18 protein-coding genes and 1 other RNA gene are annotated in these 24,570 nt (G+C 71.8%); 6 read left to right on the top strand and 13 right to left on the bottom strand.

Annotated features, from left to right (window positions below; translation table 11 throughout):
• Window positions 1-100: 100 nt before the first annotated feature.
• The 4 genes from Sfulv_RS10700 to Sfulv_RS10715 all read right to left on the bottom strand — a co-directional run bounded on the left by Sfulv_RS10700 (window position 101) and on the right by Sfulv_RS10715 (window position 5,185).
• The gene (locus Sfulv_RS10700) at window positions 101-1,396 is read right to left on the bottom strand and encodes an acyltransferase family protein (RefSeq protein ID WP_173313476.1); all 1,296 of its coding nucleotides are present in this window, start codon (window positions 1,394-1,396) and stop codon (window positions 101-103) included.
• Window positions 1,393-3,522, bottom strand: coding sequence for a bifunctional polysaccharide deacetylase/glycosyltransferase family 2 protein (locus tag Sfulv_RS10705; RefSeq protein WP_173317749.1), 2,130 nt, complete (start codon window positions 3,520-3,522; stop codon window positions 1,393-1,395). Before Sfulv_RS10705 ends, Sfulv_RS10700 begins: the two co-directional genes overlap by 4 nt.
• 63 nt (window positions 3,523-3,585) lie before the next feature.
• The gene (locus Sfulv_RS31165) at window positions 3,586-4,047 is read right to left on the bottom strand and encodes a hypothetical protein (protein ID WP_305961368.1); all 462 of its coding nucleotides are present in this window, start codon (window positions 4,045-4,047) and stop codon (window positions 3,586-3,588) included.
• 166 nt (window positions 4,048-4,213) lie between these two features.
• A complete protein-coding gene (locus Sfulv_RS10715; protein WP_173313477.1) occupies window positions 4,214-5,185 on the bottom strand; it encodes a LysR family transcriptional regulator in 972 nt (323 codons plus the stop codon).
• 83 nt (window positions 5,186-5,268) lie between these two features.
• Between Sfulv_RS10715 and Sfulv_RS10720 the strand changes: the two genes are divergently transcribed.
• Entirely contained in the window at window positions 5,269-6,534 is a 1,266-nt protein-coding gene (locus Sfulv_RS10720; RefSeq protein ID WP_173313478.1) for an MFS transporter, read from the top strand.
• A gap of 70 nt (window positions 6,535-6,604) precedes the next feature.
• Here Sfulv_RS10720 and ssrA read toward each other — a convergent pair.
• From ssrA to ftsE, 5 genes are all read right to left on the bottom strand, one after another.
• Window positions 6,605-6,992, bottom strand: a transfer-messenger RNA (tmRNA) gene (ssrA, locus tag Sfulv_RS10725).
• An 89-nt stretch (window positions 6,993-7,081) separates the two neighbouring features.
• A complete protein-coding gene (gene smpB, locus Sfulv_RS10730) occupies window positions 7,082-7,570 on the bottom strand; it encodes an SsrA-binding protein SmpB (protein ID WP_173313479.1) in 489 nt (162 codons plus the stop codon).
• Window positions 7,571-7,588: 18 nt separating this feature from the next.
• Window positions 7,589-8,773 carry a S41 family peptidase gene (locus tag Sfulv_RS10735; protein WP_173313480.1) on the bottom strand — a complete coding sequence of 395 codons (1,185 nt, stop codon included), beginning with the start codon at window positions 8,771-8,773 and terminating at the stop codon, window positions 7,589-7,591.
• Between the two features lie 68 nt (window positions 8,774-8,841).
• Window positions 8,842-9,759 carry a permease-like cell division protein FtsX gene (ftsX, locus tag Sfulv_RS10740; RefSeq protein WP_173313481.1) on the bottom strand — a complete coding sequence of 306 codons (918 nt, stop codon included), beginning with the start codon at window positions 9,757-9,759 and terminating at the stop codon, window positions 8,842-8,844.
• Between the two features lie 32 nt (window positions 9,760-9,791).
• Window positions 9,792-10,481, bottom strand: a complete 690-nt coding sequence (gene ftsE, locus Sfulv_RS10745; protein ID WP_014046319.1) for a cell division ATP-binding protein FtsE — start codon at window positions 10,479-10,481, stop codon at window positions 9,792-9,794.
• A 277-nt stretch (window positions 10,482-10,758) separates the two neighbouring features.
• Between ftsE and Sfulv_RS10750 the strand changes: the two genes are divergently transcribed.
• A complete protein-coding gene (locus Sfulv_RS10750) occupies window positions 10,759-10,947 on the top strand; it encodes a hypothetical protein (RefSeq protein ID WP_173313482.1) in 189 nt (62 codons plus the stop codon).
• Between the two features lie 111 nt (window positions 10,948-11,058).
• On the opposite strand, the gene Sfulv_RS10755 is transcribed toward Sfulv_RS10750, so the two are convergent.
• From Sfulv_RS10755 to Sfulv_RS10770, 4 genes are all read right to left on the bottom strand, one after another.
• Window positions 11,059-12,048, bottom strand: a complete 990-nt coding sequence (locus Sfulv_RS10755) for a hypothetical protein (RefSeq protein ID WP_173313483.1) — start codon at window positions 12,046-12,048, stop codon at window positions 11,059-11,061.
• A 358-nt stretch (window positions 12,049-12,406) separates the two neighbouring features.
• Window positions 12,407-13,513, bottom strand: a complete 1,107-nt coding sequence (gene prfB, locus Sfulv_RS10760) for a peptide chain release factor 2 (RefSeq protein WP_173313484.1) — start codon at window positions 13,511-13,513, stop codon at window positions 12,407-12,409.
• A 71-nt stretch (window positions 13,514-13,584) separates the two neighbouring features.
• Window positions 13,585-14,823: a serine/threonine-protein kinase gene (locus tag Sfulv_RS10765; protein WP_173313485.1), complete on the bottom strand. Its 1,239-nt coding sequence runs from the start codon at window positions 14,821-14,823 to the stop codon at window positions 13,585-13,587.
• Window positions 14,824-14,977: 154 nt separating this feature from the next.
• A complete protein-coding gene (locus Sfulv_RS10770; RefSeq protein ID WP_173313486.1) occupies window positions 14,978-16,672 on the bottom strand; it encodes a serine/threonine-protein kinase in 1,695 nt (564 codons plus the stop codon).
• 473 nt (window positions 16,673-17,145) lie between these two features.
• Here Sfulv_RS10770 and Sfulv_RS10775 point away from each other — a divergent pair, with 473 nt between their 5' ends.
• From Sfulv_RS10775 to Sfulv_RS10790, 4 genes are all read left to right on the top strand, one after another.
• On the top strand, window positions 17,146-20,718 hold the full coding sequence (locus Sfulv_RS10775) for an FHA domain-containing protein (RefSeq protein ID WP_173317750.1): 3,573 nt from the start codon (window positions 17,146-17,148) through the stop codon (window positions 20,716-20,718).
• A 230-nt stretch (window positions 20,719-20,948) separates the two neighbouring features.
• Window positions 20,949-22,313 carry an ABC transporter substrate-binding protein gene (locus Sfulv_RS10780; protein WP_173313487.1) on the top strand — a complete coding sequence of 455 codons (1,365 nt, stop codon included), beginning with the start codon at window positions 20,949-20,951 and terminating at the stop codon, window positions 22,311-22,313.
• A gap of 4 nt (window positions 22,314-22,317) precedes the next feature.
• Window positions 22,318-23,679, top strand: a complete 1,362-nt coding sequence (locus Sfulv_RS10785; RefSeq protein ID WP_173313488.1) for a carbohydrate ABC transporter permease — start codon at window positions 22,318-22,320, stop codon at window positions 23,677-23,679.
• Entirely contained in the window at window positions 23,676-24,554 is an 879-nt protein-coding gene (locus tag Sfulv_RS10790; protein ID WP_173313489.1) for a carbohydrate ABC transporter permease, read from the top strand. The genes Sfulv_RS10785 and Sfulv_RS10790 overlap by 4 nt, the downstream gene beginning before the upstream one ends.
• Window positions 24,555-24,570: the final 16 nt, after the last annotated feature.

The following is a 24,570-nucleotide window of genomic DNA, read 5'->3' on the forward strand; positions in this document are numbered from 1 at the left end:
CCGACCGTATGGAGCGCGCGTTTCGGCGTGGTGCTGCGAGGTGACCGGTAGGCAACCTTGCTCTCACCTGGCGCCGGACGCCCCGGTGAGGGACACGGGGTCAGCGGGCGCGGGCATGACCGCCCGAGCGGGTCCTCGGCGGCTGCGGCGGCTCCTGCCGGTCCTCGCCGGCGCCGTTCGGCCACAGGCGCGGCCGGCGCCGGGCCGCCACGTCCTCGACCCAGCCGACCGCGAGGATCGCCAGGCCCAGGAGCGGCCAGAGGGCGAGCAGGGTGAGCACGGTGTACGAGCTCTCCAGGTACGAGCCGAGGTTGTCGCCGACCCAGGGGACGTTCCACAGCTGGTCGACGAGGTAGGCGCTCGCCATCAGCAGCAGGTTGTGCCAGAGGTAGACCGTCACGGCCCGGTTGTTGGCGAGGGTGACCAGGCTGTCCCACCCGGCGAACCGGCCCGGGAGCCGCCGCCAGGAGGGCGCGTACACCAGGAGGATCACGCAGAAGCCGAAGGACCAGGTGGACTGGGCGAGCGGGATCTCGTCGAGGTTCCAGCCCTCGTCCGTGAGGTGCCCGGAGGCCCACCACAGGCCGAAGCCCATGACGATCGCGGCCGATGACACCACCAGATAGCGCGGGACCTGTTTCAGGAGACCGTCGTGGTGGGCGAAGCCGAGTATCCAGCAGGAGCCGAACACGGCGAAGTCGAGGACCGCCTCGCCGGTGGCCCCGGGGACCGTCACCAGGCCCGTGCCGAGCACGGCGGTGAGGCCGGTCGGGGCGAGCATCGTCACCCACGGCAGCTTGCGGAACGCCTTCAGCAGGAGCGGCGAGGCGATGACGAACCAGAGGTAGGCCCTGATGTACCAGAGCGGCCCCACACCCTGTTCGGCCCAGGACACCTCGAAGAACCCGCCGGGCGATCCGCTCTCCTCGGGGTACGGGGGCGAGCCGGCCGGCAGGAGGTAGCAGCCGAGCCTGACGAACCACCACAGGCCCTCCTCCCGTACGGGCTTCCAGCCGAGCGCGAACATGGCGGGCAGGACGACGGCCGCGAACGCCCACATCGGGGGCAGCAGCCTGCGGAGCCGGTCGCGGACGACGGTGGCGGCGGGCCTGGCCAGCGAGCGGGCCATCAGCGAGCCGGCCAGGGCGAACATGACGCCCATCGACGGGAAGAGCACCGTCAGCCAGGCCCAGCCGAAGAGGTGGAAGAGGACGACGCGGACGAGGGCCACGGCGCGCAGCAGGTCGAGGTAGCGGTCGCGTCCGGGCTTCGCCGCCGGCTCGTCCCGGTGGGGCCGAGCGGCCGGCGGGACGTTCGGGAGCCTCCGGGACCGCTGGGCCTGCTGGTACGGCAGCGGGTGCGCCGCCTGCGGGTACGGCTGGTGCGGATCGGTCATGCCACGGGCCTCCGGTCCCGTCCGGCGGCGGCCCGCCCGGTCCGCTGCGCGCCGGGCGTCCCCACCACTCCCGTACGCCGCAGCTTCTGCCAGCGCAGCCGGCCGCCGGTGAGAGCGGTGATCCACGACTGGAGCAGGACGACGTACATGAGCTGGCGGTACAGGATCTGCTGGAGCGGCAGCGAGATCAGGTGGACCATGCGCTCCCGGTCGAGCCGGAAGGCGTACGCGGCGCAGACCGCCTGCACCACCAGGACGCCGAACCAGGCGGCGACCGTCTTCCCCGTCGGGCCGAAGACCAGTCCGTACAGCAGGAACACGTCGATGAGGGGGGCGAGCAGCGGGGCCACGACCATGAAGAGCGAGACGAAGGGGAGCCCGACCCGTCCGAAGCGGCCCGAGGGGCCCCGCTCGATGACGGCGCGCCGGTGCTTCCAGATCGCCTGCATGGTGCCGTACGACCAGCGGTAGCGCTGGGACCACAGCTGCTGGACGGATTCCGGCGCCTCGGTCCAGGCCCGGGCGTTCTCCGCGTACACGACGCGCCAGCCGTCCCGGTGCAGGGCCATGGTCACGTCGGTGTCCTCGGCGAGGGTGTCATCGCTCATGCCGCCCACCCGGTCCAGCGCCTCGCGGCGGAAGGCCCCGACCGCGCCGGGGATGGTGGGCATGCAGCCGAGCAGGTCGTACATCCTGCGGTCGAGGTTGAAGCCCATCACGTACTCGATGTGCTGCCAGGCGCCGATGAGCGAGTCGCGGTTGCCGACCTTGGCGTTGCCCGCGACGGCCCCGACCCGGGAGTCGGCGAAGGGCTGGACGAGCTCGCGGACCGTGGAGGGTTCGAAGACCGTGTCGCCGTCCATCATCACGACGATGTCGTAACGGGCGTGCGCGATGCCGTTGTTGAGCGCGGCCGGCTTGCCCGCGTTGTGCTGGCGGACGACCCGGACGTTCGGGAGCCGCAGCGCCCGGACGATGTCGGCCGTTCCGTCCGTCGAACCGTCGTCGATGACGATGATCTCGATCGGGTAGTCACTGGCCACCAGGGACCGCACGGTCGCGGCGATGCACTCCCGTTCGTTGTAGGCGGGGACCAGCACCGAGACCGGCCGGGCAAGCGGCGGGCCCCAGCTGAAGCCCTTCCCGCGCACCCGCCTCGCGTGCAGGAAGGAGAGCAGCAGCATCAGTCCGAAACGGGCCATGACCAGCACGCCGATGACGGCGAGGCCGACGACGAGCACATCGGTGATCCGCTCGGAGACACCGACGGCGGAGACGAACGCCTTGCCCTTGAGCAGCGCGAAGCCCGTGGCCGGGGTGTGCGCGCTGGAGGCGCCGAGTGCGGCGGTGAGGTGGGTGAACTCGTACCCGCGCTGCTCCATCGCGGGCAGGAACGTGTCCAGGGCGGCCACGGTCTGGGACCGGTCGCCGCCGGAGTCGTGCATCAGGATGATGGCGCCCTGTCCGCCCTCGGGCGTGGCGCGCTCGATGATCGCGCGGACTCCGGGGCGCTTCCAGTCCTCGCTGTCGGTGTTGTTCACGACGGTGAGGTAGCCGCGGCTGCCGATGTACTGCGTGACGGGCCAGGACTTGTTGTCCATCGCGGCGGAGAACGAGGAGTACGGCGGCCGGAACAGGGAGGTGCGGATGCCGGCCGCGCCCGCCAGCACCAGCTGGTTCTGGGAGAGTTCCCAGTCGATGCGCTTGGGCGACTGGTAGGAGAGGTCGGGGTGGTTGAAGGTGTGCAGCCCGATCTCGTGGCCTTCGTCGACCATGCGCTGGACGAGGCCCGGGTGGCGCGAGGCCATGGTGCCGGTGACGAAGAAGACGCCGTGCGCGTCGTACTTCTTCATCGCGTCCAGGACCCGTGGCGTCCAGACGGGGTCGGGGCCGTCGTCGAAGGTGAGGACGATCTTGTGGTCGGGTATGCGGAGCGTCTTGGCGGGCTCGGTGGCCGACCGCGCGTCGATGACCGGGCCGCCCTCCAGGACGTTCGCGGGCACCTGGGTGGTGGGGGCCGGGGGCTGGACGCGGTGGTCCGCGAGTACCTCGCTGTGTACGTAACCACGCAGCATGAGCATGGCGAGCAGGGCGACGAGAAGCACGGACGGGAGCAGATAGCGCATGGGGAGTCTGCGCTTCGCCCGCTTCTTCCGGTGGCTCCCGACCCGCGGGGCGGGGCGTGTCATCTACCGCGCGCCTTCTGGTTCTTCCACCGGCAGAACGGCCGTGTCCACGGGCTGGACCGGGCTCTGCGGGAGCTCGGCGGGCGGCTCGGCCGCGGGGACGGCGGCGGGCGCCGTCCCGGAGCCGAGCGGTTCGGCCGGGGCGGGCCGCACCCCGGTCTCGGCCGACTTCTCGTGCTGTCCGGTCAGTGGCAGCCAGGGCGCGTCGGAGCTGCCCCCGAGGACGGCGACGACCAGCGTCACGGCGTAGCCGGCGCAGACGGCGGCGAGCAGCCAGCCGACGCGTCGGAGCGACTTGCTGCGACGGCCGCTCGCGTCGACGAAGACGGGACCTTCGGAGCCTTCCGGAACACCCGGGTCCATGATCAGTTCGGAGAGCTGCCGTCCGAGGCCGTCGAGTTGAAGCGTGACCTCGTGCCGCTCGTGTGAGTGCCCGGTCCGGGTACCTTCACGCCAATTTTCCACAGGTGTAAGCACATCCCCACTCAATGAAACCGGGAGCAAGCGGAACGACCGGACTTCTGCGGCCGGAAGGGGCCCCCACCCTGTCCACGCGCGCATGTCCCAGTGCACCCGGACCATGAATGTAGCGCACAGCCCTGACCCCCGGACTCCGGTACCTGGGTCTTGTTCAGGAAAGGTGACACATCAGTGACGCGTCGATTTCCGGCAGCCAAGATCCAGATGGACGCTCCATCCACCCCTCGGACGCCGCCAGTTGGGCAGCGGCGGCGCGCAGAGCGGACACACCGGGGTGAATCAGCCCATTGCGCCAGACCATCATGAGCGGGGACAGCGGGACGGGCCGGAACAGCGGCCGGACCACGGTTCCCGGCATCGGCGGAAAGTCGACGACCGCGAGAACGGGATTACCCGACTTGGCCATGACCCGCTGGAACTCGGCCGCCCCGACAGCAAGCGGAACGGGCGGAGCCAGCACGATCGACCAGGCGTCGAAGAGCAGCGTGGCCAGATCCGTCCACTCCCGGGTACGCGCGTTGCCCGCGCCCGCGTAGACGACCTCTCCGGCCAGCTCGCCGAGCGCGACGGCCTCCTGCCCGGCGAGCGGATGATCACCCGGCAGCAGGACGGCCATCGGCTCGAACCGCACGGGCTGCACCGAGAGCCGGGAGAGCACCGAGGGGTCGAGCCCCGCGGCCCGTCCGAACGACACGTCGAGCCGCCCGGCGAGGATCTCGTCGGCCGCCCAGGACAGCCCGCTCTCGAAGCGCGCCATCAGCTCGCACGCCGGGGCGAGCTCCCGCGCCCGGGCCAGCACCCGGGCAGCGGTCATGCCGTCGGTGTTGAGATCGACGAGCAGCGGCCGGGCGGCCGGATCGCCGAAGGCGGCGGCCAGGGCGTCGTGGGCGTCCAGCACCCGCCGGGCGTGCGGGAGAAGCCGCTGCCCGTCCGGGGTGAGGGAGACCTGGCGGGTGGTACGCGCGAAGAGCTCCGCGCCGAGCTCGCGCTCCAGCCGCCTGATGTCCCTGCTGAGCGCCTGCTGGGCCACGTAGAGCCGGGCCGCGGCACGGGTGAAGTGCAGCTCCTCGGCGACCGCGAGGAAGGCGCGCAGGAGCCGGGGGTCGGTGTCGGATGGGGGCACGCGCAGAACTTACAACACGCCCGCGTGAATGGGCGCCGAGTAGGTGTTGGACCGCACCGGCCGGCCACCCCGACGCTGGGCGCATGCCGCCCGACACCGCCACAGGCACCCCGAAGACCCCCGCCCCGCCCCTGCCACCCGCCCGGTCCGCTGCGTCCGACGTGCCCGATGTGCGTGGCAACCCGTACCGCCGGCTGCTCTCCACGCCGGGTGTCCGCGCCTTCACCGCGGGCGGTCTGCTGGCCAGGCTGCCCATGGGCATGTTCAGCGTCAGCGCGGTCATCATGATCGCCGGGGCCCACGGCTCCTACGCCCTGGCGGGGGCGGTCACCGCCACCGGACTCGCGGCCACGGCCGTGGTCGCCCCCTGGACCGCACGGCTCGTCGACCGGTACGGCCAGGCCAGGGTCGCCGTACCGGCCACCGCGACCGCCGCGCTCGGCTCCCTCGCGCTGGCGCTGTGCGTCCACTACGACGCCCCGGTCTGGACCCTGTTCGCCGCCTACGCCGCGACGGCCACCACACCCAACACCGGCGGCATGTCCCGCGCCCGCTGGGCGCACATCCACCGGGGCGATCCGGCTGCCCTGCACACCGCGAACAGCTTCGAGCAGGCCGCCGACGAGCTCTGCTTCATGCTCGGCCCCGTCCTGGCCGCGATCCTGTGCGGGGCGCTCTTCCCGGAGGCCGGCACCGTGGCCGGCGCGGTCCTGATGCTGACCGGTGTCCTGGTCTTCGCCGCCCAGCGGGCGACCGAACCCCCGGTGGCGCCCCGTACCCGCACCTCCTCCCCTCTCCGCGCCACCGGGATGCCCGCCCTGCTCGCCGCCTTCCTCGCCACGGGCGCGGTGTTCGGCGCCATGGAAGTGGTGTCCATCGCCCATGCCGGAGGCGCGATCCTCGCCCTCCAGGCGGCCGGCTCCTGCGCCGCGGGACTCCTCTACGGATCACTGCGGCCCGTCGAGAACGTGCGGCGCCGGCTGCTGCTCTGCCTGGCCGGGATGACGGCGCTGATGTCCCTCCCCCTGCTCTCCGCCGCCACGACCGACTCACGGCTCGTCCTGGCGGGCTGCCTCCTGCTGGCGGGCGCGGCGACCGCGCCGACCATGGTCACCGGGATGACCCTGGTCCAGCGCCTCACGCCCGAGGGGCAGCTGAACGAGGGCATGACGCTCGCGGTGACCGCCCTGCTCGGCGGCATAGCGGCCGGATCGGCGACGGGCGGCTGGACGGTGGAGCACGCCTCCACGGTGACCGGCTACGCGGTGCCCGTGGTCGCGGCGGGGCTGGCCCTGGTCGTCGCGGCGGTCGGCGTGCGGCGCTCCGGGCCTCTGACTCCTGACTCCTGAGCGACCAGGCCGGCGAAAAACACGAGGACCCCGCTGCCGGGTGGCAACGGGGTCCTCGTGTACATGGGAACTGTGGAGATGGCGGGAATCGAACCCGCGTCCAACGGTGCGGAACCAGGGCTTCTCCGAGTGCAGTTCGCTGCGCTTTTCTCGGCCCCGGAGGTCACACGAACAAGCCTCCGACAGGCCCAGCCACTGTTTGATTTCCTTCCAGGCCCCGTGACCGGGTCTAGAAGTTTAGATCCCTAGTTGATGCCAGGATCCGGGTCGGGATCACTCCCGGGCTGACACTCCGCAGAGTCTTCGCTCAGCTGCTAATTAGGCAGCGAGGGCGAAGGCGGAGGAATCGCGCTTGGAATTGGCGATTATTGTTTGCGACATATGGTTTACGAGATCATTGCCGCTTCCTCGACTCGCTTCCCCTGCTTCGACATCCGCTGTCGAAACCGATCATCCCCATGTGTTTTTTTCAAAGGTGGTGCCACACCCCGGGGGGTGCAGTGACATCCTACGGGACCGGTGCACGACGGTGCCAGCCCATTGCGGCTCAGGCACTCCGCTGACGTCGCCGGACCGCCGAGATCGCACGGTTCGTCTCCCGTGTGTCCTGCTTCTCGCGCAGCGTCTGGCGCTTGTCGTACTCCTTCTTGCCCTTCGCCAGCGCGATCTCGACCTTGACCCGGCCGCCGGTGAAGTACAGCGCGAGCGGCACGATGGTGTGGCCCGTCTCCTGGGACTTCGACGCCAGCTTGTCGATCTCGGCCCGGTGCATCAGCAGCTTGCGCTTCCGCTTGGCCGCGTGGTTGGTCCAGGTCCCCTGCACGTACTCCGGGACGTGGATGTTGTGCAGCCACGCCTCGCCGCCGTCGATCTGGATGAAGCCGTCGACCAGCGAGGCCCGCCCCATCCGCAGCGACTTGACCTCGGTGCCCATCAGCACGAGGCCGCACTCGTAGGTGTCGAGGATGGTGTAGTCGTGCCGCGCCTTCTTGTTCTGCGCGATCATCTTGCGCCCTGTGTCTTTTTCCTTGGCCATAGTGCGGTCATTTTCGCACTACGACCCACCCCCCAGGCCACTCAATACCGTCTCGGCCCGCTCCTGGGCCGCCGCACCGGCCACCATGTCCGGGGTGATGCCCCGTCCGTCCACGCTGCGGCCTGCCGGTGTGCGGTAGTGCCCGACGGTCAGTTCCGCCACCGAACCGCCGGCCAGCCTGCTGGGCATCTGCACGGAACCCTTGCCGAACGTACGGGTGCCCACGGTGACGGCCCGGCCCCGGTCCTGGAGCGCGCCCGTCACCAGCTCCGCCGCGCTCATCGTGCCGCCGTCGACGAGGACGACCAGGGGCCGGTCCGTGTCGCCTCCCGGCTCGGCGTTCAGGGCGCGCTGCTCGCCGTGCACGTCGTAGGTGGCGACCAGACCGCCGTCCAGGAAGGCGGAGGCGGCGGTGACGGCCTCGGTGACCAGGCCGCCCGCGTTGGCGCGCAGGTCCAGCAGGATTCCGGCGTCCCCGGGGGCCGTGCGCACGGCGTCCCGGATCTCGGCGCCCGTGCCCTTGGTGAAGGCGGAGACCTTGATCAGGACGGCGGAGGAGGGCGTGCTGCCCAGCCGCCGTACGGAGACGGGCTCGGTGGACAGCTTCTCCCGGTGCAGGGTCTCGGTCCAGCTGTGCCCGCCGCGCCGGAGACCGAGGGCGACGGCGGTGCCCGCGGCGGCGTCCGTACGGTCTCCGCGCAGCAGGGCCACCACCTCCGCGACGGGGCGCCGGTCGACCCGGTGCCCGTCGACCGTACGCAACTGGTCGCCCGCGCGGAGGCCCGCTCGGGCGGCGGGCCCGCCCGGCTCGACCCGGGAGACGATGACGCCCCGGCCGGCCGAACGCCTGGCGGAGAGGCCGACACCGGTGTACGAACCGTCGAGGGCCTGCTCGAACTCCTCGTACTCCCGCTCGTCGTAGACCGCTCCCCAGCGGTCCCCGCTGCGGCTGACGGCCTCCTGGGCCGCGTCCGTCCCGGACTTCCCGTCGGCCTCGGCCTCGGCCGCTGCGGCCTCGACCGCCTCGCGGGGGTCGACGGCGGACGCCACGGAGCGGGCCCGCGGGCCCGGCTCTGCCGGGTCGGCCGCGCCCGGCAGCGAACCCGTGGCCGCGGCGGTGGCGAGCGCACATCCGAAGAGCAGGGTGAGGGCCGCCCCGCGGCAGAGACCGCGAGGCCCGAAGCGGTACGAAGGGCCCGGCATAGCGACGATTCTAGGGCCACCCTCCGGCGCCGCACCGGCGGTTGGCCGCGCGGCGCCGGGGGCGCATCTCACACCTTGAGGTACTTGCGGAGCGCGAACAGCGCGGCCACGGCGGGCATCAGCAGGCCGATCGCGAGGACCAGCGGCAGCTTCGTCAGGACCGCGTCCCAGCCGATGAACTCGATCAGGTTCAGCTTGTCCTGGAGGGCGAGACCGCCGTCGATCAGAAAATACCTGCCCCCTATCAGCATGGCGCAGGCGAGTACGCCACCGATCAGGCCGGCGAAGGCCGCCTCCATGATGAACGGCATCTGGATGTAGAAGCCGGAGGCTCCGACGAGCCGCATGATGCCCGTCTCCCGTCTGCGGCTGAACGCCGAGACGCGCACGGTGTTGACGATCAGCATCAGGGCGATGACCAGCATCAGCGCCATGACGAAGAGGGCCACCGTGTTCATGCCGTTCATCAGCTCGAAGAGGTTGTCCAGGATGGATCTCTGGTCCTGGACGGACTGCACCCCGTCACGCCCCGCGAAGGCCGTGGCGACGACCTTGTACTGCTTCGGGTCGTCGAGCTTGACGCGGAACGACTCCTGCATCTGGTCCGGCGTGATGTTGCCGGCCATCGGGGAGTCGCCGAACTGCTCCTGGTAGTGCTTGTACGCCTCGTCGACCGTCTCGAAGATGACCTTCTCGACGGCCTCCATCTCCTCCAGATCGGCCTTGATCTCCTTCTTCTGCTCCGCGGTGACCGCACCCTTGGCGCACTTGGGCACGTCCTTGGCGTCACTCTTGTTGCAGAGGTAGATCGAGACGTTGACCTTGTCGTACCAGTAGGTCTTCATCGAGCTGACCTGGTCGCGAATCAGCAGCGCGCCGCCGAACAGGGCGAGCGAGAGGGCGACGGAGACCACCACGGCGAAGGTCATCGTGAGGTTGCGACGGAGACCGACGCCGATCTCCGACAGGACGAACTGGGCGCGCATGGCGTCCTTTCAGTACTCGATGCTCAGAGGTCTCAGTGCTGGTAACCGTAGACGCCGCGCGCCTGGTCACGTACGAGACGGCCCTGCTCGAGCTCGATGACGCGTTTACGCATCTGGTCGACGATGTTCTGGTCGTGGGTCGCCATGATCACGGTGGTGCCGGTCCTGTTGATCCGGTCCAGCAGCTTCATGATGCCCACGGAGGTCTGCGGGTCGAGGTTGCCGGTCGGTTCGTCCGCGATCAGCAGCATGGGGCGGTTCACGAACGCCCGCGCGATCGCCACGCGCTGCTGCTCACCACCGGAGAGCTCACCGGGCATCCGGTCCTCCTTGCCGCCGAGACCGACGAGGTCGAGAACCTGGGGCACCGCCTTGCGGATCTCACCGCGGGGCTTGCCGATGACCTCCTGCGCGAAGGCCACGTTCTCGGCGACGGTCTTGTTGGGCAGCAGGCGGAAGTCCTGGAAGACCGTGCCCAGCTGACGGCGCATCTGCGGCACCTTCCAGTTGGACAGCCGCGCGAGGTCCTTGCCGAGGACATGGACCATGCCCTGGCTCGCGCGCTCCTCACGGAGGATCAGCCGCATGAAGGTGGACTTGCCGGAGCCGGAGGAGCCCACCAGGAAGACGAACTCACCCTTCTCGATGTCGAGTGAGACATCGCGGAGCGCGGGGCGGCTCTGCTTCGGGTAGGTCTTGGAGACGTTGTCGAATCGGATCACGGATGCACCACGGTCGGCCGGGAGTAGGTGAGCGTGACCATACGCGAACCGGGCTCACGCGTGCAGGCGGGCTCCGGAAATGGGTGATTTGTGACACCCGGAACCGGCGGAACCCGCGTCGGCGGGGCCTCCCGCACGGGCCCTGCGGTACGCCGGGCGGCGGCCCGCGCCGAAATCCGTGCGAGCTGGCACAGTGGTAGGGGGAACGGCCGCGTTTCCCGGAGCGTTGTGTGGAGAGAACGTGTATGCGGCTCCGCCGCGCGGAGGAGGAAAGCGCATGACCTATGACCGACTGGTGTGCGCGAACTGCGCGGCGCCCGTGAACGAGGGGCGCTGCCGCGTCTGCCGGGCCGTGCGGCAGCAGATGGAGCGCGAGCGGGATCAGGGGCCGTTCTCCGGGCTGAACCCCGCGATGCTGATAGCGCTGATGGTGCTGCTGGTCGCTGCGCTGGCGCTGCTCGCGTAGCAGGCCGCGCAGACCCGCCGGGGGCGCCCCAGGGGCGCGTGACATGCAGAGGGACCCGGTCCGCTCGCGCGGGCCGGGTCCCTCTTACGTACACCTTGCCGCTGCTCGCCGTCAGGCGGCGGTGCGGCCGCTCACCAGGCGCGGAAGAATCCGGAAGCCGATACCACCGGCGATCATCGTCGCGGCGCCGACCAGCAGGAACGTGGTCTCGGGCGCACCGGTCTCGGCGAGCTCGTCCTTGCCCTTGGGCTGCGCGACCGGCTGGCTGGCGATGCTGTCCGTGTCGGTGTTGTCGACACACTGGGCGCCGTCGAGGTCGACGGTGCAGGTACCCGCGCCGCCGGCGTCGGTGCCGGAGGACCCGGTGCCGCCGGCCTGCTGGCCTCCGGTGCCGTTGCCGCCGTTGCCACCGCTTCCGTTACCGCCGGTGGCGTTGCCGTTTCCGCCGTTACCGTTGCCGTTGTTGCCGTTGCCGTTGCCGCCGTCCTGGGAACCACCGGTTTCCGAGCCGCCGTCGTCGGAGCCGCCCACGGGGTCGGTCCCGCCGACCGGGTCGGTCCCACCCACCGGGTCAGTGCCGCCCACCGGGTCGGTCCCGCCCACGGGGTCAGTGCCGCCCACCGGGTCGGTCCCGCCGACCGGGTCCGTTCCACCCACCGGGTCAGTGCCACCCACCGGGTCCGTCCCGCCGACCGGGTCAGTGCCACCCACCGGGTCCGTCCCGCCGACCGGATCAGTGCCACCCACCGGGTCAGTGCCACCCACCGGGTCGGTCCCGCCGACCGGATCAGTGCCACCCACCGGGTCAGTGCCACCCACCGGGTCAGTGCCACCGGCCGGGTCAGTGCCACCGGCCGGGTCGGTCCCGCCCGCCGGGTCCGTGCCACCGGCCGGGTCCGTGCCACCGGCGCCCTCGCCGTTGAAGGCGTCGACTCCGACCTCCAGCCCCTGCTGGTCGGCCTCGGTCTTCACGCTGAGACCGGCGACGTCTACGCCGAAGCCGACGGCCTGTGCCGCACCGGCTGCGGTGAGCGAGGCGCCCGCGGCGATTACCGCGCCTGCGGCTATCCGCGCGACGCGGACTCGCGTCTTCTTGGTCATCTGCTGCTACCCCCAGTAGCCGTTCTGAATATGGAGCAGCCATATGCGGGTCCTCGGTTCCGCGGGGTTGCGCTCTCCGCGGGGCCCACGTCGTGCTGTGGTCCGCCCGCCCGCCCCCGCCCGCACCCGTCCCGGACATACGCATGCTGCCTGAGCACCTTGTCCAGAGTTAAGGGTTACGTCAAGGCCGTTTCGTGTAATGCGCACCGCTATGAGGGCTCTTGACAGTCATTCGGCACCACGACTGTGACGCATTCACCACGCCGCTCCCTCAACTCCCGCACGCCGGACGCTCCTCGGACACGGAAGAACCCGGGCGGCACAAGGCCGTCCGGGCTCGACCACGGGGTGTCAGGGGTTACTTCTCGCTCTGCTTGCGCCAGCGGATGCCGGCCTCGATGAAGCCGTCGATCTCGCCGTTGAAGACCGCTTCGGGGTTGCCCATCTCGAAGTCCGTACGCAGGTCCTTGACCATCTGGTACGGGTGCAGGACGTACGAACGCATCTGGTTGCCCCAGGAGTTGCCGCCGTCGCCCTTGAGCGCGTTCATCTTCGCCTGCTCCTCCTGGCGGCGGCGCTCAAGGAGCTTCGCCTGGAGGACGTTCATGGCGGACGCCTTGTTCTGGATCTGCGAGCGCTCGTTCTGGCAGGAGACGACGATGCCGGTCGCCAGGTGGGTCAGGCGCACCGCGGAGTCCGTGGTGTTGACGCCCTGGCCGCCCGGGCCCGAGGAGCGGTACACGTCGACGCGCAGCTCGGACTCGTCGATCTCGATGTGGTCGGTCTGCTCGACCACCGGCAGCACCTCGACGCCCGCGAAGGACGTCTGGCGGCGCCCCTGGTTGTCGAAGGGCGAGATCCGGACGAGCCGGTGGGTGCCCTGCTCGACGGAGAGCGTCCCGTACGCGTACGGGACCTCGACCGTGAAGGTGGTCGACTTGATGCCGGCCTCTTCCGCGTACGCCGTCTCGTAGACCTCGGTCTTGTAGCCGTGCCGCTCGGCCCAGCGGAGGTACATGCGCTGGAGCTTCTCGGCGAAGTCGGCGGCGTCGACGCCACCGGCCTCGGCGCGGATGGTGACCAGCGCCTCGCGCGAGTCGTACTCGCCGGAGAGAAGGGTGCGGACCTCCATCTCGTCCAGCGCCTTGCGCACGGACTCCAGCTCGGTCTCCGCCTCGCTCAGCGCGTCCGCGTCGCCCTCGTCCTCGGCGAGCTCGAACATGATGCCGAGATCGTCGATGCGCCCGCGCAGGGTCTCGGTCTTGCGGACCTCGGCCTGGAGGTGCGAGAGCTTGCTCGTGATCTTCTGCGCCGCCTCCGGGTCGTCCCAGAGGGACGGCGCCGCGGCCTGGTCCTCCAGCGCGGCGATGTCCGCCCTCAGCGCATCCAGGTCCAGGACGGCCTCGATCGACCTCATGGTGGAGGAGAGGGACTTCAGCTCTTCGGAAATATCGACGACTGCCACGGGTCCAGCGTAACGGCTGGCGGAGTGAAGCTGTCCCTCACCCGCTGCCGGGCCCCCGTTCGCGCCGGGCGCTACGGCGATGTGGGCGCCGAGTTCCTGGTGTCCTGGGGGGTCGGTTCCACGCTGTCGCCACCCGTCGCCATCCAGCTGCCGACCCCCACCGCCGACCCGAGGACGACCGCAGCCACACCCAGGGTGATACGCCGCTTGCGGACCGCGGCCGACTTGTTGCGGGCCGAGCCGGGGCGCGGACGGCCCGGGGCGCGCGGCGCGCGGGCCGTGCCCAGCGGGCCACCGGCCAGTTCGTCGGGTGCGGGGACGCGCATGCTCGTGTGGGTGTCGCGGTTGGAGTCCGGAGCGGCGCCGGGCACGAGGGGGACCGCGCCGCGGCGGCGGGGCTCCCCGGCGGCCGGGGCGTACTGCTGCTCGTCGTAGGTCTGCGGTTCCGGCTCGGTGTCGGGCTCGTCCACGTCCAGCGGCGGGATGCCCGACAGGAGCGGCAGCAGCTCGCGCAGCCTGGCCGCGAGTTCGGAGGCCCGCAGCCGGGAGGCCGGAGCCTTGGCGAGGCACTGGACCAGGAGCTGCCAGAGCTCCTCCGGGATGCCCGGGAGGGGGACGACCGTCTCCGTGACATGGCGGCGCAGGACGGCGCCCGGGTGGCCGCCGCCGAAGGGCGTGAATCCGGCGAGGAGCTCGTACAGCACCGTCGCGAGGGCGTAGATGTCGACGGCGGCGCGCGGCGGGAGGCCCTCGACGATCTCGGGGGCCAGATAGTCCGGCGTACCGATGATCCTGGTGGCCTTGGTGCGGCGCGGGGTGTCGATCAGCTTGGCGACACCGAAGTCGGTGAGCAGGGCCGGGTGCGAGCCGCCGGGGCCGAGCGGACCCTCCATGTCGAGCAGGATGTTCTCCGGCTTGACGTCCCGGTGGACCACTCCGGCGGCGTGCGCGGCGGCCAGGCCGTCGGCGACGTCCGCGATGATCGAGGCCGCGGCCTCGGGGGCGAGCCTGCGCTCGCGGTCCAGTCGGGTGCGCAGATCGGTTCCGCGTACGAGGTCCATGACGAGCGCCAGGTCGGTGCCGTCCACCACGAGGTCGCGGACGGCGACGACGCGCGGGTGATCGAGTCCGAGCAGGGCGGTGCGCTCCTGGACGAAGCGGCCCACGAGCTCCTGGTCGGAGGCGAGGTCCTCGCGCAGCAGCTTGATGGCGACGGGGCCTTCCGGCCCCTCGCCGAGCCACACCGTGCCGGCGCTGCCGCGCCCCAGAATCTGGTGGGCGGTGTACCGGCTGCCGATATTCCGTGCCAAGACTGCTCCCTCAGCGGCTGGCGTTGGACCCCCGGTCGACAAAGTTACGCGGCGATCGGGGTGCTGCGTGCCCGGGAGGGCGCCAACCTCGGCTTCTGCGGGGGAAATCGGCCCCCAGAAGTCGACATAGCTACAGAATCGCCGCTCTCCGGCGTCAGTTGCCCGGGTTCTCGACGCTGTCGGCGGCGCTGCCGAGATCCGAGACCCAGTCCGTCACGGTGGTGATCGCGTCCCCGATCGCCTCCCAGTAGCCCTTACCCTGGGCCACCCAGTCCTGGAGCGGCGTCAGTTCCCAGATCAGCCAGCTCGCGACGACCAGGAGCACCACGGTGAACAGGCAGCCCTTGAGGCAGCCGAGTCCCGGGATGCGCATCGGGCTGGAGCTGCGCTGCCTCGGCTGCCGGGGAGCCGGCGGCTGGGGCGGGGTCTGCTGCGGGGGGGCGTACTGCTGGCGCTGCTGCGGCTGTCGCTGGTAGCGCTGGGGCTCCTGCCGCGGCTGGTGGGGCGGAGGCTGCCGGCGCTGCGGAGGCTGCGGGGGCTGCTGACGGCGCTGCTGCGGCTGCGGGGGCGGCGGCTGCCGGCGCTGGGGGCGGCGGCGCAGCGGGTCGTCGTCCGGGTCGAGGTACTGCACCTGCGTCTGCTCGTTGCGGTCGCGCGCCGCCTGGAGCTGCGACTGCCAGGGGTGCGGGCCGTCGGGCTCGGGAGGTCCGTCGGGCCGGGGCGGCACGGGCGGCATGACGGAGGTCGGATCGGCGCCGCCCGCCCCCTGGCCGTACCCCTGCCCCGGGTCCTGGCCGGGGCTCCGGCGCATGACGCTGGTCGCGGCGGAGGGGTCGTAGGCGTCCTGGCCGTACGCGTTCGGGTCGTACGAGCCCGCGTTGCCCGGCAGCACCTGCGTGAGGTCGGCGGCGCCCGGTGTCTCGGGCACCGCCGCGGGTGCCGGATCGGGGGCGAGCAGGGCGCCCACCCCGTCGGCCGCCGCGATCTGGGCGGAGTTCGCGTGCACGCCGATGCCCGCGGCGACGGTACGCAGCGCGCGGGCCAGGTTCTCGGCGCTGGGCCGCTGGTCGGGGTCCTTGCGCAGGCAGCGCTCGATGACCGTCCACAGCGGTTCCGGGACCGTGGCGGGGCGGCGCGGCTCCTCGCTGAGGTGGCGGTGCAGCACTTCGAGCGCGGTACCGCCGGCGAACGGCGGACGGCCGGTGACCAGCTCGTACAGCAGGATGCCGGCGCCGTAGATGTCGACGGCGGAGGTCTGCGGGCGGCCCTCCGCCGACTCCGGCGCCACGTAGGCGGGCGTCCCGACGAACTCGTGCGTCCGGGTCAGGCCCGGGGAGTCGGCGAGCCGCGCGATGCCGAAGTCGGTGAGCATCGGGCGCATCCGGCCGTCGCGCTGGTCGAGCACCACGTTGGCGGGCTTGAGGTCGCGGTGGACGACGCCGTCGGCGTGGCTCGCGGCCAGCGCGTCGGCGATCTGGGCGGTGAGGAGCGACGCGGCGACCGGGGTGAGCGGGCCGTTGTCGCGGAGATAACGGTGCAGGTCCGGGCCGTCGATCAGGTCCATGACGAGAGCGAGGAGATCCCCCTCGACGACCAGGTCCCGGGTGCGCACGATGTTCTCGTGGGTGAGCCGGAGCAGCACGGAGCGCTCACGCAGGAACCGCATCACGACGTCCGCGTCGTTGGCGAGCTCCTCCTTGAGGACCTTGATCGCGACGGTCTCACCGGGCTGGCCCGCGACGGCCGCCTCGGCGCCGGCGGTCTCCCGCTGGCGGGCCCGCCAGACGGTGCCGGTGGCGCCGCGTCCGAGCGGCTCCTCCAGGAGGTACTTGCTGCCTACAGGCCGCACGTCATGCGCTCCCTGCTGATCGTGGTGCTTGCCGTCCGCCGGGCCTGCCCGGATGTTCCGGCCCACTCTAGTGGGGCCGAACGGCCTGTCGGCCGGTCGTCTCCCGGCCGTGTTCCCGCTGTGTCCTGTGTGTCCTGGAGTGTGTGGGGGTGAAGACGCGACGTACGCGCGAATGGTTGTCGCACGGGCGTCCGACATCGATGTCCGGGGGTCCCGGGAAGCCTTCGCAGTGCCGCGGGAGGGACCCGAGCAGGCACTTTCAGCTCCACAGCCGACCATTCAAGATCATTTCGTACCGGTCCCCGGGCGTGTTGTCAGTGGCAGGTGACAGGATGCCTCCAGCACGGAACCGTGGGGTCGGGAGCCTCGCGGTACGTGACGACCTGTACCGGACGACGCGTCCGTGCCGGGTGGGGGGAGTCACAGGTCATCTCCCCTGCCGGGTGCCCGCGCAGAAGGGACCGCTGACGGCGATGCAGATCCGGCTGACCGTCCTCGCGCCGCGCAGCGGCCGGACCACGACCCCGGCGAGCGCCTGCGATGTGCTCGTCACGGCGCCCGCGGGCACCGCGCTCGCCGCCGTCGCCTCCGGGCTGGCCTCGGCCGTCTCCGGGCCCGACAGCTCGATGGGCGGCGGCGCCGTGGTCCTGTTCGCCGGGCGGGAGCGGCTCGACACGCAGCGCATCGCGCTGGGCGAGCCCCCACTGGTGGACGGCGCGGTGCTCTCGCTCCAGGTTCCCGGTGAGGACGAGGCGGCGGACGACGCCGTGCCCGCGCACCTCCATGTGGTCGCCGGTCCCGACGCGGGCGGGGTGCATCTGCTGCACGGCGGGCAGATCCGGATCGGCCGCTCGGCCGACGCGGACGTCCCGCTGGACGACCCGGACGTGTCGCGGCTGCACTGCGCGGTGACGGTCTCGGACGACGGCAGGGTCTCGGTGAGCGACCTGGGCTCCACCAACGGCACCTCCCTGGACGGTACGGAGGTCCACGACCGGCCTGTCCGGCTGAACCCCGGCGCTCTGCTGCGGCTCGGCGAGTCGAGGCTCCGGCTCACCACGGGCGCCCGTACGCCCGTGCTGCCCACCGCCCCGGACGGCGAGGGCCATCTCCGGGTGAACCGGGCGTCCGTCACCCACGCCCCGGCCGGGGTACGGCACGCGGACGCGGAACACCAGGAGCGCAACGGATACGCGGGCGGCTCGGCACCCGCGTGCGACGCGGCTTCTTCCCAGGGCGGGCCCGGGCCCGCCGGACACGACGGTGCGCGGGGCGACGCCCTCCAGGGTCCCGCCGGGGAGTACACCTCCGGCACCCCCGGACACGGCGGCCGCCCGCTCACGGGCGAGGCGCCCCGGCGCGGGGGCATAGGGGCCTGGGCGCGGCGGCTCAAGAGCGGCAGGGGCGAGGCGGCCCCTGACCCGGCGGGACGGGCGGACGAACCGGGTGGCGTGCCCTCCCCGGCTTCCTCGGCCTCTTTCACGTCCTCCGCTTTCACGCCCTCCGCCCCGCCGTCTGCGCGTTCCACCGCCCCGGAGGGCACCTGGCCCGACCCGGCAGCGGTGCTGCTGACCGCCCTCGGTCCCGGGCCGCGCCTGTGGGAGCGCGACACTTCTCATCCCGAGGCCCTGGTCGTACGCCTGGGGACGACCGACCGGGCGGAGCTGCCCGCCGTCCCGGTGACCGTCGGCCTGCGCGAGGCCGGTTCGCTCGGTCTCGCGGGGCCCAGGGCCCGGCTGACCGGTCTGGCCAGGTCGGTGGTGGCGCAGCTCGCCGCGCTGCACTCGCCGTTCGACCTGGAGATCGTGCTGATCAGCTCGGACCGGGCGCGGGGCGTGGACGAGCGCCGACGGGAGTGGGCGTGGCTCGGCTGGCTGCCCCATCTGCGGCCGATGCACGGCCAGGACTGCCGTCTGCTCCTGGCGTACGACCGCGAGCAGGCCACGGCCCGTACCTCGGAGCTGGTGCGCCGGCTGGACGAGGGGCCGCTCGGCTCCGGCTGGGCCAGTGCCGACCGGGCCGCGGTCTCCGAGGCCGCCCGTCTGCACACCGGGCCGTACACCGTGGTGGTCGTCGACGGGGACCCCGGCTCGGCCGCTCTGCGCGAGACCACGGCCAGGCTGGCCGGTGCGGGGGCGGCCGCCGGCATCCATCTGGTCTGCCTGGCCGAGACCCCGGCGTCCTCGCCCACGTCGCCGGTCACCGCGACGTACGACGCGGCCTGCCGGGCCTCGATCGCCTTCCGCGAGTGCGGGGCCGTCGCGATGCTGAGCGGCGATGTCGCGACCGCGCTGCGCCTGCTGCGCACGGCGGGCGGCCGGCCGGCGGGGCACGGCACGGTGGCGGCCGTGGACGCCGTGTCGGTGGCCTGGGCCGAACGGTTCGGAAGGGCGCTGGCCCCTCTGCGCGAGGAGGGCTCGGTGGCCCTGCCGGGCCGCCCGATGGCCGCCGCGCTGCCGCCATCGGCCCGGCTGCTGGACGAGCTGGGGCTGGCGAGGGCCACCCCGGCGTCGTTGATGGCGCGCTGGGCCTCCACGGCGGAGGAGCAGCCGGGTGCGTCGCGCCCCGCCGCCTCTCCCGCTCCCCCGGCGCCGGACTCCCCCGGCTCGGGCCGCACCGTGAGCACGGCGGCCCGCGTGGGCCCCCAGCGCACCTCCCCGGAGCGGGACGGCGGGCAGGGAGCGGGGCCGGGGAGTACGCCCCCGGACGGCGCGGCCCACGGCCCGGGCCGTACGCAGTACCCGGGCACGGACACCGCCGGTCCGGCCCGCACCCCGCACCCCCGCGGCGAGAGCACCGGCTCAGCGCGTACGCCGTACCCGGGCTCCCGCGAGTCCGGGCGCACGCCGCACCCGGGCGGGGAGACATCCGCTGCGGACCGCACCCCGCACCAGGCCCCCCACACCGACACCACTCGCACCCCGTACCCCGGCACCGCCACGGCCTCCGACGCCGACGCCGACGCCGACACCACCGGTGCCGGTGGCCGGGTGCCGGGTGGGACAGGGGTGTACGCCGGGCGGCCGGTTCTCGTGCTCGGGGCCGGGCCCCGCGGGCCCCTCGGTGTCGACCTGGCCGAGGAAGGGCCGCACCTGCTGATCGAGGGCCCCGCGGGCAGCGGGCGCACCGAGCTGCTGCGTGCCGTCGCCGCCTCGCTCGCCGCCGCCGCCCGGCCCGACCGGCTCGGCGTCCTGCTCGTCGACGGGGCGGGCAGCGAGCGCGGCGAGGGGCTCGGCCCCTGCACGGAGCTCCCGCACGTCTTCTCCCACCTGGTGGCCTCCGATCCCGTGCGGATGCGGGAGTTCGCCCAGGCACTCGGCGGTGAGCTCAAGCGCCGGGCCGAGCTGCTCGGCCCGCTGGACTTCGCCGAGTGGCACGCCCGGCACGAGGCGGGGCAGCGCACCCTGGCCCGCCGCTCGCCGACCGCCTCCGAGCAGCGCGGCGAACCGGACTCGTCGGCCACCGGCACCCTGCGGCTGAGACCCTCCGCGCGGACCGCCGTCCCCGGCCCCTCGCCGCTGCCCCGGCTCGTCGTCCTGGCGGACGACTTCGACGCGCTGGTCGCCCCCGCGCTCGGCAGTCCCGGCCGCCCGGCCGCCGGTTCCGTCGTACGCGCCCTGGAGGCCGTCGCCAGGGACGGCGGGCGGCTCGGTGTCCACCTGGTCGCCACCTCGGCCCGCCCTGACCGTACGGAGGACACCGAGCTGGCCAGGGGAGCCCGGCTGCGGATCATCCTCGACGCGCCGGCCGTCCCGCCCTCCCCGGACGAACCGGCGCCCGGCCGGGGAAGGCTGGGGCATCCGGACGGCCGGGTCACCCCGTTCCAGGGGGGCCGGGTCACCGGCCGCATCCCCCGTACGGCGACCCTGCGCCCCACCGTCGTCCCGCTGGAGTGGGAGCGGATGGGCGATCCGCCCACCCGGCGGCCCGTGCGCGAGTTGGGCAACGGACCGACGGACCTCGCGCTGCTGGCCAGCGCCCTGGAGCGGGCGGCCCGTTCGGTGAACGCGGAACGACTGCCCCCACTCCTCCCCTTCCCCTCCTGACTCCATGATCCGAAACGGCCGTACGGTCCACTGACCACACGTCACGAGCCCATTACGATCAGCCGGTTGATCCGGATGGCGGTATTGCGGCGTCCGTGTGCCGGGCGTAGGACTGTGCTCACGGACGACGTACACGCACTGAACGCACGACAGGTGAACGGAGCGGCGACGCGGGCCGCACGGCGGCGGCACCGCTCCGCGCACCTGCGCGCACGAGAGACGGGGCAGGAATGCGCACAACCCCTCGCATGCGTAGGGCCGCACTGGTATGCACCACGGTCGGGGCACTGGCCCTCACCGGCTGCGGTGGTGACAGCGACGGCAAGGACAAGCCCGGCAAGGGCGCGGCCAAGGACAGCCAGAGCCCGTCGAGCGTCGTACTGCCGAAACTGGACGGCGAGAAGATCTCGGTCGCCGCGGTGTGGACCGGGCCCGAGCAGGCCAACTTCACCAAGGTCCTGGACGAGTTCGAGAAGCGCACGGGGGCGACGGTCACCTTCGTCCCGGCGCAGGACCCGATCGTCAACTTCCTCGGTACGAAGGTGGCGGGAGGCCAGCCGCCGGACGTCGCGATGATCCCGCAGGTCGGCGCGGTCCAGCAGGCCGTGGCGAAGAAGTGGGCCAAGCCCGTGGGTCCGGAGGCGAAGGCCCAGCTGAGCAAGAACTACGCGAAGGTCTGGCAGGACCTCGGAGCGGTGGACGGCACCCAGTACGGGGTGTACTTCAAGGCCGCGAACAAGTCCCTGGTCTGGTACAACGCCCAGGCGTTCGAGAACGCGGGCGCGAGCGAGCCGAAGACCTGGAAGGACTTCCTGACCACGGCCGAGACGATCTCCGCTTCGGGCGTCACCCCGGTCTCGGTCGCCGGCGCGGACGGCTGGACCCTCACGGACTGGTTCGAGAACGTCTACCTCTCCCAGGCCGGTCCCGAGAAGTACGACCAGCTGGCGAAGCACGAGATCAAGTGGACGGACCCGTCCGTGAAGGACGCGCTCACCACACTCGCCGAGCTGTTCGGGAAGCCCGCCCTGATCGCCGGCGGCGCGGACGGCGCGCTCCAGACGGAGTTCCCCGCGTCCGTCACCCAGACGTTCACCGGCGGCGACCAGCCCAAGGGCGCCATGGTCTTCGAGGGCGACTTCGTCTCCATCAACATCGCGCAGACCGAGGCGAAGATCGGTACGGACGCCAAGGTGTTCCCGTTCCCCGCGGTCGGCGCGGACGCCCCCGTGGTGACGGGCGGCGACGCGGCGGTGGCGCTGAAGGACAGCAAGGGCGCGCAGGCGCTGCTGACCTGGCTGGCCTCCACCGACGCGGCGAGGATCTGGGCCGAGGCGGGCGGGTTCATCTCGCCGAACAAGAGCCTGGACGCCGCCGCGTATCCGAACGACGTGCAGCGCGAGATGGCCCAGGCGCTGGTCGCGGCCGGTGACGACGTCAGGTTCGACATGTCCGACCAGGCACCGCAGTCGTTCGGCGGTACGCCGGGCAAGGGTGAGTGGAAGACGCTCCAGGACTTCCTGAAGAACCCGAAGGACATCGCGGGGACTCAAGCCAAGCTGGAGTCCGACGCGGCCAAGGCGTACAAGAGCTGACGGGATGACGACAGCGGCCAAGGGGGGCACCGCCGAGGTGCCCCCCGCCGACCAGAGTCCACGCCCTCGTGCGGCCAGGAGCGTCACCGGTACCAGGAAGCTCCTCGCGGCGGTGTTCCTGCTGCCCGCGCTGGTGCTTCTCGGCGCGCTCGTGGTCTATCCCATCGTCTACTCCGTCTACCGTTCCTTCTTCGACCAGGCGGGCACGGGCTTCGCCGGGATCGACAACTACAAGGCCCTGTTCTCCGACGCCACCATCCGTACCGCGGTGAAGAACAACGCGGTCTGGGTCGTGTTCGCACCCACGGTCTCCACCGCTCTCGGGCTGATCTTCGCGGTGCTGACCGAGCGCATCCGCTGGGGTACGGCGTTCAAGCTCATCGTCTTCATGCCGATGGCGATCTCGATGCTCGCCGCGGGCATCATCTTCCGGCTGGTGTACGACCAGGCCCCGGAGCGCGGGGTCGCCAACGCCGTGTGGGTGGGGGTGCACGACACGTTCGCCGAGTCGTCGGGCTTCCCCAAGGCGCATCCGCTGCCGGTGCACCCGCTCAAGGCGGGCGGCGGCGGTTCGTTCGTCTCGAAGCAGCCGGTCACGGCCGGTGAGCCGGTCCTGATCCCGCTGGTCGGCGTGGCCCCGGCGAAGATGCCGGGCGACGCGGCGCCCGCGAAGGCGGCGGGCGGCGGGGACGGGAAGATCACCGGCACCGCCTGGCTGGACTTCACCAGGGGCGGCGGCGGCACACCCAACACCGTCGATCCCAGGGAGCTCGGCCTCAAGGGCCTCAAGGTGGAGGCGGTCAGGGACGGCGAGGTCATCGCGTCGGCGACGGCGGGCGCGGACGGTACGTTCACCCTGCCCGCCTCGGCCGAAGGCGCCCAGGTCCGGCTGCCCGCCTCCAACTTCTCGGAGCCGTACAACGGCGTCGACTGGCTCGGACCGTCCCTGGTGACGCCCGGGATCATCGGCAGCTACGTCTGGATGTGGGCGGGCTTCGCGATGGTGCTGATCGCGGCGGGCCTGGCCGGTCTGCCGCGTGAGCTCCTGGAGGCGGCCCGGGTGGACGGTGCCAACGAGTGGCAGGTGTTCCGCCGGATCACGGTGCCGCTGCTGGCACCGGTACTCGCGGTGGTGCTGGTCACCCTGATGATCAACGTCCTGAAGATCTTCGACCTGGTGTTCATCATCGCGCCGGGGTCCTCGCAGGACGACGCGAACGTACTGGCGCTCCAGCTGTACCGGTCCTCGTTCGGCACCGACGCCGACCTGGGGATCGGCAGCGCCATCGCCGTACTCCTGCTGCTGCTGGTGATCCCGGTGATGCTGTTCAACATCCGCCGGATACGGAAGGAGGGGCGCAGGTGACCACAGCGCCAGTGGTGAAGGCCAGGCAGTCCCTCGGCGCGCGGATCGCCGCCCGGGCCGGGGGCGGGGTGATGCGGGTCTTCCTGATCCTGGTGGGGCTGTTCTGGCTGATGCCGACGATCGGGCTGCTGCTCTCCTCGCTGCGGGACGCCGACGACATCGCCGCGAGCGGCTGGTGGAAGATCTTCACCGCGCCCTCCGAGCTCACCTTCGACAACTACCAGCGGCTGCTGGACAACTCGGTCATCACCGACTCCCTTCTCAGTACGGTGATGATCACCCTGCCGACCACGTTCCTGGTCGTGGTGATCGGGTCGCTCGCCGGATACGCCTTCGCCTGGATGGAGTTCCCCGGCCGCGACTGGTGGTTCCTGCTCGTCGTCGGGCTGCTGGTCGTGCCCGTACAGGTCGCCCTCATCCCGGTCTCCGAGCTCTTCGGCACCATCGGGATCTTCGAGACGACCTTCGGCGTGATCATGTTCCACACGGCCTTCGGGCTGCCGTTCGCGATCTTCCTGCTGCGGAACTTCTTCGCGGAGATCCCGCGCGAACTGCTGGAGGCCGCGCGGCTCGACGGGGCGGGTGAGATCAGGCTCTTCACCAAGGTGGTGATGCCGCTGGGCGGACCGGCGATCGCCTCGCTCGGCATCTTCCAGTTCCTCTGGGTGTGGAACGACATGCTCGTGGCGCTGATCTTCGCCGACTCCGACTCCCCGCCGATCACCGTGGCGCTCCAGCAGCAGGTGCGCCAGTTCGGCAACAACATCGATGTGCTCGCGCCCGGGGCGTTCGTCTCGATGGTGATCCCGCTGGCCGTCTTCTTCGCGTTCCAGCGGCAGTTCGTGTCCGGTGTGATGGCGGGCGCCGTCAAGTAACCACCGGCACGGCGCC

The organism is Streptomyces fulvorobeus, assembly GCF_013167895.1.
Classification (GTDB): domain Bacteria; phylum Actinomycetota; class Actinomycetes; order Streptomycetales; family Streptomycetaceae; genus Streptomyces; species Streptomyces fulvorobeus.

What these genes read in the sequence shown, in the direction of transcription:
- Sfulv_RS10700 (WP_173313476.1), bottom strand. Translation starts at nt 1,396, where the DNA reads ATGACCGATCCGCACCAGCCGTACCCGCAGGCGGCGCACCCGCTGCCG.
- Sfulv_RS10705 (WP_173317749.1), bottom strand. Translation starts at nt 3,522, where the DNA reads ATGCGCTATCTGCTCCCGTCCGTGCTTCTCGTCGCCCTGCTCGCCATG.
- Sfulv_RS10720 (WP_173313478.1), top strand. Translation starts at nt 5,269, where the DNA reads ATGCCGCCCGACACCGCCACAGGCACCCCGAAGACCCCCGCCCCGCCC.
- smpB (WP_173313479.1), bottom strand. Translation starts at nt 7,570, where the DNA reads ATGGCCAAGGAAAAAGACACAGGGCGCAAGATGATCGCGCAGAACAAG.
- Sfulv_RS10735 (WP_173313480.1), bottom strand. Translation starts at nt 8,773, where the DNA reads ATGCCGGGCCCTTCGTACCGCTTCGGGCCTCGCGGTCTCTGCCGCGGG.
- ftsX (WP_173313481.1), bottom strand. Translation starts at nt 9,759, where the DNA reads ATGCGCGCCCAGTTCGTCCTGTCGGAGATCGGCGTCGGTCTCCGTCGC.
- Sfulv_RS10750 (WP_173313482.1), top strand. Translation starts at nt 10,759, where the DNA reads ATGACCTATGACCGACTGGTGTGCGCGAACTGCGCGGCGCCCGTGAAC.
- Sfulv_RS10755 (WP_173313483.1), bottom strand. Translation starts at nt 12,048, where the DNA reads ATGACCAAGAAGACGCGAGTCCGCGTCGCGCGGATAGCCGCAGGCGCG.
- Sfulv_RS10775 (WP_173317750.1), top strand. Translation starts at nt 17,146, where the DNA reads ATGCAGATCCGGCTGACCGTCCTCGCGCCGCGCAGCGGCCGGACCACG.
- Sfulv_RS10780 (WP_173313487.1), top strand. Translation starts at nt 20,949, where the DNA reads ATGCGCACAACCCCTCGCATGCGTAGGGCCGCACTGGTATGCACCACG.
- Sfulv_RS10785 (WP_173313488.1), top strand. Translation starts at nt 22,318, where the DNA reads ATGACGACAGCGGCCAAGGGGGGCACCGCCGAGGTGCCCCCCGCCGAC.